Source organism: Parashewanella sp. 2304DJ23-3, from assembly GCF_056591695.1.
In genome coordinates, this window is the sequence record NZ_JBWQOH010000010.1 from 85206 (window position 1) to 97622 (window position 12417).

12 protein-coding genes are annotated in these 12417 nt (G+C 39.1%); 5 read left to right on the plus strand and 7 right to left on the minus strand.

The genetic code is table 11. The annotated features are described in order from the left end of the window. Window positions 1–3 precede the first annotated feature (3 nt). Window positions 4–1392 (minus strand): alpha-amylase family protein, encoded by a 1389-nt coding sequence (locus AC1EU2_RS15740; RefSeq protein WP_480299232.1) that lies wholly within the window; start codon window positions 1390–1392, stop codon window positions 4–6. Window positions 1393–1510: 118 nt separating this feature from the next. Beyond that, the gene (locus AC1EU2_RS15745) at window positions 1511–2392 is read right to left on the minus strand and encodes a DMT family transporter (protein ID WP_480299233.1); all 882 of its coding nucleotides are present in this window, start codon (window positions 2390–2392) and stop codon (window positions 1511–1513) included. Window positions 2393–2546: 154 nt separating this feature from the next. Here AC1EU2_RS15745 and AC1EU2_RS15750 point away from each other — a divergent pair, with 154 nt between their 5' ends. Continuing rightward, entirely contained in the window at window positions 2547–3404 is an 858-nt protein-coding gene (locus AC1EU2_RS15750) for a DUF2797 domain-containing protein (protein WP_480299234.1), read from the plus strand. A 5-nt stretch (window positions 3405–3409) separates the two neighbouring features. Further along, window positions 3410–3952, plus strand: a complete 543-nt coding sequence (locus AC1EU2_RS15755; RefSeq protein ID WP_480299235.1) for a DUF1415 domain-containing protein — start codon at window positions 3410–3412, stop codon at window positions 3950–3952. A gap of 24 nt (window positions 3953–3976) precedes the next feature. On the opposite strand, the gene AC1EU2_RS15760 is transcribed toward AC1EU2_RS15755, so the two are convergent. Further along, window positions 3977–4702 (minus strand): hypothetical protein, encoded by a 726-nt coding sequence (locus tag AC1EU2_RS15760; RefSeq protein ID WP_480299236.1) that lies wholly within the window; start codon window positions 4700–4702, stop codon window positions 3977–3979. Window positions 4703–4804: 102 nt separating this feature from the next. On the opposite strand from AC1EU2_RS15760, the gene AC1EU2_RS15765 reads away from it, so the two are divergent. The 3 genes from AC1EU2_RS15765 (at window position 4805) to AC1EU2_RS15775 (ending at window position 7759) form a co-directional block, all read left to right on the plus strand. Continuing rightward, on the plus strand, window positions 4805–5857 hold the full coding sequence (locus AC1EU2_RS15765) for a patatin-like phospholipase family protein (protein ID WP_480299237.1): 1053 nt from the start codon (window positions 4805–4807) through the stop codon (window positions 5855–5857). A 102-nt stretch (window positions 5858–5959) separates the two neighbouring features. Beyond that, a complete protein-coding gene (locus AC1EU2_RS15770) occupies window positions 5960–6154 on the plus strand; it encodes a (2Fe-2S)-binding protein (RefSeq protein WP_480299238.1) in 195 nt (64 codons plus the stop codon). A 165-nt stretch (window positions 6155–6319) separates the two neighbouring features. Beyond that, the gene (locus AC1EU2_RS15775; protein ID WP_480299239.1) at window positions 6320–7759 is read left to right on the plus strand and encodes an amino acid permease; all 1440 of its coding nucleotides are present in this window, start codon (window positions 6320–6322) and stop codon (window positions 7757–7759) included. Window positions 7760–7787: 28 nt separating this feature from the next. Here AC1EU2_RS15775 and AC1EU2_RS15780 read toward each other — a convergent pair whose 3' ends face one another. From AC1EU2_RS15780 to AC1EU2_RS15795, 4 genes are all read right to left on the minus strand, one after another. Beyond that, complete coding sequence (locus AC1EU2_RS15780; RefSeq protein ID WP_480299240.1) at window positions 7788–9062, minus strand: phenylacetate--CoA ligase family protein; 1275 nt, start codon at window positions 9060–9062, stop codon at window positions 7788–7790. Window positions 9063–9104: 42 nt separating this feature from the next. Continuing rightward, entirely contained in the window at window positions 9105–9926 is an 822-nt protein-coding gene (locus AC1EU2_RS15785; protein ID WP_480299241.1) for an ABC transporter ATP-binding protein, read from the minus strand. 77 nt (window positions 9927–10003) lie between these two features. After that, entirely contained in the window at window positions 10004–11248 is a 1245-nt protein-coding gene (locus AC1EU2_RS15790; protein WP_480299242.1) for an ABC transporter substrate-binding protein, read from the minus strand. An 84-nt stretch (window positions 11249–11332) separates the two neighbouring features. Continuing rightward, on the minus strand, window positions 11333–12406 hold the full coding sequence (locus AC1EU2_RS15795; RefSeq protein ID WP_480299243.1) for a branched-chain amino acid ABC transporter permease: 1074 nt from the start codon (window positions 12404–12406) through the stop codon (window positions 11333–11335). Window positions 12407–12417: the final 11 nt, after the last annotated feature.

Genomic DNA, 12417 nt, shown 5'->3' on the forward strand with positions numbered 1-12417 from the left:
CTATTACTCCATTAACCACATTCTTGCTGAGCGGCCAGGAATATAAAACTTGTGCCATTGTGAACTGATATTTTGAACATCGTTTGAAAGAGTATCACGATAGTTTCTATGCCAGTATAAGTTATCTACAGCGGTATTGACCCAAACGTCTCTACCCTGTTCGCACTTGTTTAGCCCTACGACACCATTATGATCACGCTTGAACAATATAAAACAATCGTCGTGATTTAACACCTGCATACCACTGCCCTGAGTCCCGTTGTGGAATTTAAGCATGCCTTTTATGTCATCACGTTTATATAGATCTTGCCAACGGCCATTATCATTACTTTCATTATGGTCAGAGTAGATCAATGGAACTCCACCGTCTCGTCCCATTACATAAGCCATTGCTAACTGTTCATCTTTTTCATTGAAAATCTGATGTCTAAAACCATCATTTAATGGAACATCGTGGGTAACAGAAAATGTGATCGAGCGATTCCCAGCTAGCGCTTGCCCGTAAGCTCCTGGATCAACTAAGTATGACATTGAACCACCGAAACGAAACGCTTTATGCATTTGATTGAATAACGGGAAATCATAAGCACTGTGGTCAGTGTAATGTAGATATGGTCCAAGAAAATTTTGATAATCAATATTATCAGATCCACCCGTAGTGATAATTTCACCAAAAACGTGTGTACCTTGCTTTATCTCTTGAGTAAAAACCTTGTTGATGTGTGAAATTGTCATGTGCTTAGCCGCATCAACTCGGAACCCTGTTACTCCAATGTCTTTAAGCGTTTTTAAATAGACCTTTTGTTGTGAAATCACCCAGTCATTTTCATCAAGATCCGGCAGCCCTACATCCGGAGCTGCACCACAGAGTCGGTAGTGATGCACATCCCAAACACTCGTATAATTGTAAATACATTGAGCAGGTCTAAAATCAGCATTCTGAAAGAGGTTTTGATTGATATTGCCAAATAACACCAATCCATCAACACCTTCGTTTGAATAGTCTTGCAGTACTTCAGTGCCCGGATAATTTAAATCATTGCGTTTGTGTGCTTCATTAGCCATATGATTAAAAACGATGTCCGCATAAGTTTCAACACCAGCCTTTTGTAGTGCTTTCACCATATGTTTAAAATCAGCAGTATTACCGAGCGGATTGTCGATTACCCGATAATCTTGCGGTTGATACCTCGCCCACCATTCATTTCCAGTTGACTTATAGGCAGGGGAAACTAAAACTTTTTTATATCCCAGTTCTGCAATTTCATTGGCTTTTTCTGCAACTTCACTGTAATCCCAGTTAAAAGCATGCAAAATAGCCTCAGCATTGGCTGTTTGACTTACAATAGATGCTGCAGCAATAACCGCTGCTGGTATGGATATTTTTATCATTATTATCGACCCTTTAATATTAACGGGATAATTCCCTTGGTAAATCTATGCCCACCTAGGAATGAAATTAACATTGCAGTAACACAAGAGTCGATTTAATGCATACGTATTCAAACGTCTAAGCTGTTGAAGTTGATTTTTTGAATGATTTTAATGGTATTTGAGAAACCAACATCCCTGCCAGCATTAAACTACAGCCTATAAGTTCTCTCTCGGCTAAATGCTGATCAAGTATCAACATTCCACCCATTGCTGCAAACACAGCTTCTAGGCTTAAAATAATCGCCGCATGTGCTGGATGAGCCTTTTTCTGTGCAATGATCTGTAAGGTATAAGCAATACCAACTGACACTAGGCCGCCATAAAGTAATGCACCACTTGCAGCAAAAATATCTGCAACTTCAGTAGTCTCTATTACTCCTGAAACACCTAAACTTAGAACACCACAAATTAAAAATTGCACAAAAGCCAAAATCAAAGGTGAGTGTTTTTCACTGTAGTGATCGATAATCAAAATGTGTAACGCCCAAAAACAAGCACCAATTAACTGTAGGGTGTCACCATACCCAATCGTAAAATCATCTTTAATACTCAAGTAGAACAAACCAATAACCGCCAGTAAGCAGCCAACCCAAGTATTCATGCCAGTTTTATGTTTAATCAACAAGCCAATAATTGGCACAATAACGATGTACAAGCCAGTAATAAAACCTGCATTGGCGGCTGTGGTATATAACAATCCCACTTGTTGCAACGAGGCCGCTATAAATAGAACAACACCCATCGCAACAGAGCCAATGATAAGAGATTTACTCTCACCAAATTTCAACTGTTTTTTCTTATAAAAGTAATAGATTAGAGGCAATAAACTAACCGCACCAACCAAGAAACGGTATCCGTTAAATGCGTAGGGTTGAAGATGTTCCATCCCCAAAACTTGGGCAATAAAGCCAAAACCCCAAAGCGCCGCTGTTAAGAGTAATAATAAGTTAGCAAGCAATGTCAAAATTCCACAAATTTAAGTAAGCCGTAATTGTTACCTTTTTGTATACAATTTTCAAACCACAATCATCAATGAAAATGGTATTATGAGTTCACAAAAATAAATAATACTACTTGCGCTATATTGAAGCGCCTGTACGGAACGCAAAAATATGTTTGGAACGCTCTCGAAAATGCCAGCATCACTAGATGATGCGAATATGGCTCAGTATCAACTCAAAGTTGGCGATGAAAAATTGGCTCTTAATGAATTAATTGGCCAAACAATCAAATTAACTCACTCTGGTAAAATACTTTGCAGTAATTGTGGCAAGAAGACCAAAAAAAGTTACTCACAAGGCCATTGCTATGTCTGTATGCAAAAATTAGCGAGCTGTGACTTGTGCATAATGAAACCAGAAACTTGTCATTTCTCAGAGGGTACCTGCAGAGAGCCAGAGTGGGCTCAAACTCATTGCTTTGTTCCTCACTATGTGTACTTATCGAACACATCAGGAATTAAAGTTGGCATTACTCGCCATAGCCAGATTCCAACACGTTGGATTGATCAAGGCGCTACCCAAGGACTACTTATTTTCCGTGTTTCAACACGTCAATTAAGCGGTTTAGTTGAAGTCGAATTAGCAAAACTAGTGAATGACAAAACGCATTGGCAAGCCATGCTAAAAGGCCACAATGATGACCAAGACCTTAAAGCCGTTGCTGCGGAATTAATTCCACAAATTGAAGACCGTTTGAATGAGTTGCTAATGGAGAGTGGCGATTACAAAATCGAACGTTTATATGAAGATATTCAAGCAATTAATTTCCCTATTGCCGAATTCCCCAAAAAAGTAAAATCGTTTAACTTTGATAAAACGCCAGAAGTTACTGGCACTCTAAAAGGTATTAAAGGTCAATATCTTATCTTTGATACTGGCGTAATTAATATTCGTAAATTTTCATCTTATGAAGTCGATGTAGAAGTGAACCCTTTAGCAGACAACAACGAACAATTGGCATTAGTGTAATCCATATGAATCAACCAGAACTAATATGTCACACGGCGAGATGGGTTAAAGATGTGATCATGAAATACAACATCTGCCCTTTTGCTCGTCCGGAAGTTGAAAAGGACACGATTCGATATTCCGTTATTGAAGAATCAAAATTGAAAAAAATCGTTGATGCTTTAATCAGTGAATATCAATACCTTGATAATCATGACGATACAGAAACGTCTTTAGTTATTTTACCTAACGGGTTTAATGACTTTAATCGTTATCTTGATGCAGTCGCTTTAGCGGAAGACTTAATCTTTGAGTTAGGCTACGAAGGAAAATATCAAATAGCGAGTTTTCACCCTGAGTATCTATTTGAGGGCGAAGATTATGATTCTCCTACAAACTATACTAATCGCTCTCCGTATCCAACGCTTCACATTATTAGAGAAGTGAGTATCGAAAGAGCGTTAGAGAACTATAATGAGCCGGAGTCGATACCAGAGCGCAATATGGACTTTGCTGAACGTAAAGGAGCAGAGTTTTTTGAACGACTCCTAGCGAACTGTAAAAAATAGAATATTTAAGCCACAAACTGTGGCTTAAACAGGTTTTAATGTCACTTTAAGTGTGTTTGCTTCCTGAACCCAGGACTCAACTAAATTACCATCTTTTGAAGCACTTGAAATCATCCAAATTTTGTCACCACTGACGGCAACTTTAAACCAGCCTATATTTTTTAAATCATACCCTGATGTAGCCTTTTCCTCACTTTTAGTATTAGTATCTACACCTAAGTTTTTAGACTCTTTTCTTACCTTGATAGAAATCTCATTTCTTCCACTTGTCTGCCCCATAAGCGTTGTATCAAAGCTAATTCGATCTGTCGGTCGAGCCAAATGAGAATGTAGTGCTCCGTTCTCAATGCTTTCAAACTTGTAACCATGAGACATACCACTTTTGACAATAGTAACTCTCTGCCCAGATGCTAGTTCCGAGTGTTCCGCAGCAACAGCAGCAGAATCACGGACACTTGCTCCTAAACATACATTGCTTACATGTCTTCGACCTGTGCGAGCAGAGGAATCAACCAAATAATTTTTTTCATCGATTCGATCTAGTCGTCCATTTACTTTATCTAAAGTAAACCATGCAAAGTTTTTTGCCAATTCAGTTTGATTTGCAATTTCAATATGAAATCTCTGAGTTTTTTTTGGAAGCCCGACAGAAGGCAGTGACCTTTTATGTACATTTTTACCTTCTACTTCACCATTTGGTGTGTAGCAAGTTGTTTGATAGGTATATCTCGATGAAGTGCCTTGTGCCATTTTCCATACCACGTATAAAATAAAGTTCAGTTATCCTATAATAACTTCCCTTAATCTTTACTGAATATCATTCCATAACCTTAAAGAGTTGATAATTTAGATATGCTAGATATCTTTGCCGGTCGTAATGCGCTCAATGTATTACAAAAAAATGGATTTTCACAAACTCAATTCACTTCATTTCTAGGAGCGAGCGGTGGTCCCAAGTGGTTCTCTTTATTTGGCTTAGATAAATATCTCTTTGATGAATTTTTTCATGGCCGTAATAAAGCACTAAATCTCATTGGTTCATCTGCAGGGGCTTTTCGAAGTGCTTGTTTCGCACAAAATGACCCAGTTGCAGCCATTACTAGAATGGCAGAATCGTATTCTGAAACCGTCTATTCCGAAAACGCTCAACCGAAAGAAATAACCCAAAAAGCGATTGAGTTACTAGGTTATATTATGGCTGACAATGGTATCGAAGAGATCATCCACAATCCGATATTCAAAGCGCACTTTTTGGTAAATAAAACTAATGGCGTATTAGAGTCTGAGGCCAAACTCGCACAACTTTTGGGTTTAACAAAAAGTTACGTACTAAACAGGATAGATAGAGATCTATTAAACTCTCAATACGAACGTTTTGTATTTAGACCAGCAAATAGTAATTTAACTATTCAGGATTCATATAACTTTAAGACTTCTTACCTGAACTTATCAAATGAAAACCTGAAAAGCGCTCTACTCGCATCAGGTTCAATTCCACTAGTTATGCAAGGTATCAAGAATATTCCAGGAGCACCAAAGGGAATGTATCGTGACGGTGGCATTATTGATTACCACTTTGACATTGAAGTGAAGCCTAATGAGGGTCTAGTTTTATATCCGCATTTCAATAAACAACCTAAAGCGGGTTGGTTTGATAAAAGCTTAAATCGTTCACCATCAAAAGCTCATTACGACAATGTAGTTATGCTAGTGCCTTCAGATGAGTTTATTGACTCACTACCTTATTCAAAAATCCCTGATAGAAATGACTTCAAGGTATTAAAGCCACAAGTACGAATTAAGTATTGGAAAACCGTTTTACAAGAAACTGAGCGTCTTGCTGAATCTTTCGACAAGTTTTTATCCTCGCAGAATATTAATGAGGTAAAACCACTGCCATTTTAGTCGCACATCACATTTTTGACACCTTGAACGCTGTACTGTGTTTGATAATCATTATCATTTATAGTAATATTACGATAAATAGTTATTAGGCACAGTTGAAAAATGTACGTTTGTATTTGTCACGGAATCAAAGAAAAAGATATTCAACAAGCTATTGACGCCGGAGCTGAAAGTGTCCGTGATTTAAGGAAAAACCTTGATTTAGGATCACAGTGTGGCAAGTGCGTTTGTTATGCCGCCAAAATGATTAAAAATTCAAACAAGCATATAAATTATGATTTAGCCATAGCTGTATAATCCTTTATAAATAACAGCTTTGAATATACCAATCATTACTTACCCTCTGAATAAATATATATTTATATGGTTTAAATTATATTTTTATTCACTCATTCAGCACACATCTAGCAACTATAATAGAAAATACGTTTAACTTACTCTGTACTTTAAGTTTATTTCTCTATGGCCAATAACTTAAAAAGAAACCTGCTCCCCCGCCACCTCATCATGATTGCTCTTGGTGGGTCAATTGGTACAGGTCTCTTTCTTGCCAGTGGTAGTTCTATTGCCATTGCAGGTCCTGCTGGAGCACTCCTCGCATACGTATTAATTGCAATCATGGTCTATTTTTTAATGTCGAGTCTCGGTGAAATGGCTGCATTTAGACCGACTACAGGCTCTTTCTGCGAATATTCAACAAAATACGTTAGCCCAGAGTTTGGTTTTGCCATGGGATGGAATTATTGGTTTAGTTGGGCAATCACCATTGCTGCGGAAATAACAGCTGCATCTCTCGTCATGCAGTTTTGGTATCCTGATGTTAATACCATCATTTGGAGTATTATTTTTTTTGTAGCCATATTTGCTCTCAATATGTTTGCGGTGCACGTGTATGGAGAAACTGAATACTGGCTATCATTTGTTAAAGTCTCAGCGGTCGTTCTTTTTATTATTGTGGGTACACTCGCAATTTTTGGACTGATTGGCGCTAAAGAAGCGGTTGGGTTCCAAAACTGGCAAATTTCTGGAGGGCCTTTTCATCACGGATTTACAGGATTTATGGCGGTTTTCCTTGTAGCTGGTTTTTCGTTTCAAGGCACAGAGCTCGTTGGTGTTGCTGCAGGTGAAGCTCGCGAACCGCAAAAAGCGATCCCATTAGCCGTAAAAAAGACTTTCTGGCGTTTATTCATCTTTTACGTACTTGCCATTGGCGTTATCAGTTTTTTGATCCCATTCAACAGTCCGACTTTAATTAGCAGCAATTCAGACTCAACGACCAGCCCCTTCACTCAAATATTGAGTAATGCAGGATTTTCCTCTGCAGCAACCATAATGAATGTGGTGGTTTTAGTTGCCATTTTGTCGGCTGCTAATGCGAGTATGTATTCAGCAACCAGAATAATGTGGAATCTGGCTAAATCGAACCAAGCACCAAAAGCACTAGAGCATGTTAATAAAAGAGGGTTACCTATTGCAGCATTAATCATTACTGCTGCAATTGGAAGTTTATTTTTTTTGACTTCTTTATTGGGAAATGGAACCGTTTTTATTTGGCTTGTAAATATATCATCTCTTTCTGGTTTTATTGCTTGGTTTGGCATTGCGTTAAGCCATTATCGTTTCCGGAATGCCTTTTATGCACAGAATAGAGATCTTAATGAGCTCCCCTATCGTTCTAAGTGGTTTCCCATTGCCCCGATTCTAGCCATGATTTTAATTTTAATGATTATTTTTGGTCAAGAGTACGAATCTTTAACTTCTGGAACGATGGGAATTGATAAATTTTTAGCGACTTATTTAGGTGTTTTTGCTTTCATCGGCTTGATAATAGGCTATAGGCTAATTAAAAAGACTAAAACGATTCCACTTGTGGATTGCGACTTAACAAAAATTGAACACTAAGCCCCAGTTAAACTGGGGCTTAGAATTACTATCTTAAATCTAAAATCTCGCTTTCAAAAGATGAGTTAACGTCATCCACTCGAGAAATTACAGCTGACAACTTGGTAACTTCTTTAATAAGGTTCTTCAAGTAGCACCCTAGTTCTGTTTTGGCCGTATACTCGAAAGTAAATACATCATTATGATTTTCTCTGCTGATCACGAAACGAGCATTGGTGATTTCAGGAAATAGCGACATGATTTTTTGTAATTGTGAAGGATGAACAAACATCCCTTTCACTTTCAATGTTTGATCTGCCCTGCCCAACCAACCTTTAATACGGCGATTCGTTCGACCACATGAGTTTCTCTCGAAGTAATATGCGGTTAAGTCACCTGTTGCAAAACGAATCAATGGGTAACGTTCATCTAACGTGGTGACGACTAACTCACCAACTTCACCTTCATCAACAGGTTCACCGGTACCCGGTTTTACGATTTCAACAATGATGTCTTCGGCAAGTACCCAACCTTCATCATCATTAGCTTCGAAAGCGATTAAGCCAACATCAGCGGTAGCGTAAGCTTGTTTCACATTTAAACCGTTTTCTATGAACTTTTGGCGTAATTCAGGTGTGAGCGCTTCTCCTGTCACTAGTGCTTTTTTAAATGGCACTTCATGTCCACGCTGTTTTGCCTTATCAATCAGAATATTTAGAAAGGAAGGTGTGCCACAGTATCCATTAGGTTTAAAGTGCTCCATAGCATCCAACTGTTGCTCAGTTTGGCCAGGACCAGCGGGAATGACGCTACAGCCGCAAGCTCTAGCACCCGAGTCCATAATGAATCCGCCTGGCGTTAAGTGATAAGACAGTGTATTTAAAACCACATCACCGTTTTTAAAACCAGCAGAATGAAAAGCTTGAGCCATCCGCCACCAATCAAAACTGTCCATTGCACCTTCATAAATATTACCAGGGGATTGGAACAGGCGTTGCAACTGAGTATTAGCTGGGATAATGCCACCAAACGGCGCACTTTCAGCTTGCAGCTTGGCGAGTTGTGACTTTCTAATCAACGGAAGTTTAGCCAACTCAATTCGATTTCCGACATTAAAATCATTTAAGCCTACGACTTTAAATGCTTGGCTATAGTAATCACTTTCAGATGCTAACTTGCCAGCCAGAAGTTTCAGTTTATGAAACAGTTCAATTTCTCTTGCTTCATGTGGCAAGCTTTCTTTATCTAAAATCGAAGACACTTTTGAATTCACTAATGGACAATTGCTGCCCCATTCACTGTGATTTGATATAACTTCAGCCATAACTTCTCTCCCTAAATAGCTGTTTTAATCTTGTTAAGAAATTTACAACCAGCGCTTACGACGCTTGTATGACTTAAGGTTTTTAAAACTCTTACGCTCTTCATTACCTCCGCCAAGGTAAAACTCTTTCACGTCTTCATTATTTAATAATTGCTCTCGGGTTCCATCAAGGACAATTTTCCCTGATTCCATGATGTAACCGTAGTGCGCTGCTTTTAGTGCGTAGTTAGCATTTTGCTCGACTAGCAGCATGGTGATGCCTTGCTCACGATTAATTTTTTCAATGATCCCGAACACCTCTTTAACAAGCAGCGGCGATAGTCCCATTGACGGTTCATCAAGACAGATCATCTTCGGTCTAGCCATTAATGCACGGCCAATCGCCAACATTTGTTGCTCACCGCCAGAAAGATAACCCGCTAATCCCGTACGCTCCTTTAGCCTTGGAAAGTAAGTGAACACCATTTCGATGTCTTTATTAATTTCATTATCACTGCGTGTATAAGCACCAAGACGTAAATTCTCGACGATAGTCATATCTTCAATTATTCGACGCCCTTCCATCACCTGGAAAAGGCCAGAACTTACGATATCTGCGGCATTAGTGTTATCAATTCTCTTACCTAAAAAGGTGATATCACCTTTCGTAACTTCACCATTTTCGGTTTTCAGTAATCCAGATATTGATTTAAGTGTGGTTGACTTCCCTGCACCATTTGGGCCCAGCAACGTAATGATTTTTCCTTTGGGAACATCAATACTTACGCCTCTTAATACTTGAATCACCTCATCATAAACGACTTCAATATTATTAATTGATAGTACGATTTCTTCTGGTTGAATTTGTTCAGCTGCATTACTCATCAGTACTACTTCCTTGAATCTGTTTATCTACGCTTTTTACTTGTCGTACCTGAATAAACAGGTACGACACAATATAATTAGTAACCTAACCAATCTGGACGACGTTCAAGGCTTACCGTATCGACTTGTTCAATACTGACATCACCCTTGTTGTAGTTACCTTTGTAGATATTAACTTCTGCAATACCTCGGTGATCATCCGCTGACCAAGTTGCAGGTAAACAAACACCCTCTAAGCCTGTAGGAACCCAGTCTTTACGGGCATACATGCCTTTTTTAACATTCGCACCTGTAATTCCACCATTATCTTTTGCCCACTCCATTGCTTCTTTCATGTAATACGTTGAGCAAATACCTCGAATGTAATGATGAGGGCGTTGCTTTTCACCTGATACATCAGACATTTTGGAAATAGCTTTCACCAACGCCATGCCTTGTGCTTTTGAATCCCAAAACGGTGTCATTGTTGGGAAGATATAATTCTTAATACCCGAGCCAGTCGCTTCAAAAATCTTGCGATCACCACCCCAAATATTTGACATAAATTGAACATCAGTACCAACCGTATTACACGATTTAACCAGTGACATTACTGAACCACCCAAGTTGCCAATGTAACCATAGTTGGTGCCTGAACTCTTGAGGCTTAAACACTGTGCTTTAAAGTCGCCCGGCTTCATTGAAATCACTACAGGAGGCTGTACATCAAACCCTAATTCTTTGGCGTACTCAGCACAGGCTTTTTTAGGTGCGTTAGGGAACGGATGGTTTGCACCTATGTGAGTGAATTTCGGCTTACCTTCCCCCCCCTTTGTTTTCCAGTCTTTAGCAGCCCATTGCGCTAATGCACGGCAAGAATCAGAATACGATGCACCATAGAAAAAATTGTATGGTGCAGGCTTTTTAGTATGCGGGTTCTTTCCTTGTGGATCAGTTAAGTGTCCAGAATAAGAAGCTGAAAAAACTGGAATTTTATCTCTCGCAACAAATGAAATTAATGCTTCTGTATCTGCGGTTCCCCAGCCTTGCATTGCTACCATTTTTTTACGTGTTTTCCATTTCTTATACGAAGCAATCGCTTGAGGCACTTTATAAGCGTAATCAATGGTTTCAAACTCTAAACCTGTTCCTTTTATGCCGCCGTTCTTGTTGATATAGGTCAGTGCATCACGAATACCGTTGGCATACTCCTTTCCAACGAATGCGGTTGGGCCAGACATATCTGCTAAATGGCCAACAAAAACTTTGTCTTCAGCTTGTACTGCCGCCGACATTGCTGCAATAGATGTCAGTGTTGCAAGTGTTAATTTTGATAGTTTCATGGTTATTTCCCTTAACTTATTTATTTTAATTTTTAATCCATGTGGCTTTAAAAACTGAACAACAAAAGTCACTGGCATGACGAACTAATATGCAAATGGATAGCACTTCCAATAGTTCTTAATTTGATTCCAACGATGCGCTAAACCTTCAGGTTCAAATATGAGGAACAAGATAATAACGAGACCAATAGACATTTCTTTGATGTAAGCTAAGCCGTCCACCAGCATAGGGCTGTTGCCTATGTCAGTCATTTTCAGTAGTCCGACACCACTTTCCATTGCTTCAGGCAGTAGCACCATAAAGATCACACCAAACATTGTGCCTTTGACTGAGCCTAAACCACCGATAATGATCATGGCTAAGAATTGAATCGACATGAATATCGTGAAACCTTCAGCCGATACATACCCAAGGTAATGAGCATAAAGTGCACCACCAATACCAGCGTAAAAGCTTGAAATACCAAATGAAAGCAGACGATATTTATTCAGTTTCACCCCCATAATTTCAGCACTTAAATAATGGTCTCTAACCGCAACAAAAGCACGGCCATCACGGCTACGCATGAGATTACAACCCCAAATAAACATGAATACCAAAGCAAAAAGGGCGACATAATAGAAGCTTTCATCTGTATCGAACGCAAAACCAAATATACTGATTGGCTCAGCTAACGATCCTGCACTACCACCTGAAAACCAGTCCGCACGAGCAAAAAAGTCTTCCATGATAAATTGTGCTGCTAACGTTGCGATAGCAAGGTATAACCCTTTAATTCTTGCTGCAGGCATCCCGAACATCATCCCTACTGCCATGGTTAAAAAACCTGCCAATGGAATACAGAAGATCACTGGAATATTAAAGCTCGTATTCAACCAAGCTGAAGCAAATGCACCAAAACCAAAGAAGGCGCCATGACCCAAAGAAATCTGCCCTGTAAAGCCTACAAGAATATTTAAGCCTAAAGCGGCAATACCTAAATAGGACACTTGAATGAACAGAGTTAAATAATATGCATCCAATATAAATGGTGCACAACACGCTAATGCTATTGCGAACAGTGTCACCATTCGAATAGTTTGTGTTTCAAAAATAGTATTATCCTGACGATATGAGGTTCTAAAGTCACCACAAGGGCGCATAGTTAAACTTGACATAATGATTCTCC

Excerpts from the sequence above, each read along its gene's own strand:
- AC1EU2_RS15740 (WP_480299232.1), bottom strand. The coding sequence starts at position 1,392 with ATGATAAAAATATCCATACCAGCAGCGGTTATTGCTGCAGCATCTATT.
- AC1EU2_RS15750 (WP_480299234.1), top strand. The coding sequence starts at position 2,547 with ATGTTTGGAACGCTCTCGAAAATGCCAGCATCACTAGATGATGCGAAT.
- AC1EU2_RS15755 (WP_480299235.1), top strand. The coding sequence starts at position 3,410 with ATGAATCAACCAGAACTAATATGTCACACGGCGAGATGGGTTAAAGAT.
- AC1EU2_RS15760 (WP_480299236.1), bottom strand. The coding sequence starts at position 4,702 with ATGGCACAAGGCACTTCATCGAGATATACCTATCAAACAACTTGCTAC.
- AC1EU2_RS15765 (WP_480299237.1), top strand. The coding sequence starts at position 4,805 with ATGCTAGATATCTTTGCCGGTCGTAATGCGCTCAATGTATTACAAAAA.
- AC1EU2_RS15770 (WP_480299238.1), top strand. The coding sequence starts at position 5,960 with ATGTACGTTTGTATTTGTCACGGAATCAAAGAAAAAGATATTCAACAA.
- AC1EU2_RS15775 (WP_480299239.1), top strand. The coding sequence starts at position 6,320 with ATGGCCAATAACTTAAAAAGAAACCTGCTCCCCCGCCACCTCATCATG.
- AC1EU2_RS15780 (WP_480299240.1), bottom strand. The coding sequence starts at position 9,062 with ATGGCTGAAGTTATATCAAATCACAGTGAATGGGGCAGCAATTGTCCA.
- AC1EU2_RS15785 (WP_480299241.1), bottom strand. The coding sequence starts at position 9,926 with ATGAGTAATGCAGCTGAACAAATTCAACCAGAAGAAATCGTACTATCA.
- AC1EU2_RS15790 (WP_480299242.1), bottom strand. The coding sequence starts at position 11,248 with ATGAAACTATCAAAATTAACACTTGCAACACTGACATCTATTGCAGCA.
- AC1EU2_RS15795 (WP_480299243.1), bottom strand. The coding sequence starts at position 12,406 with ATGTCAAGTTTAACTATGCGCCCTTGTGGTGACTTTAGAACCTCATAT.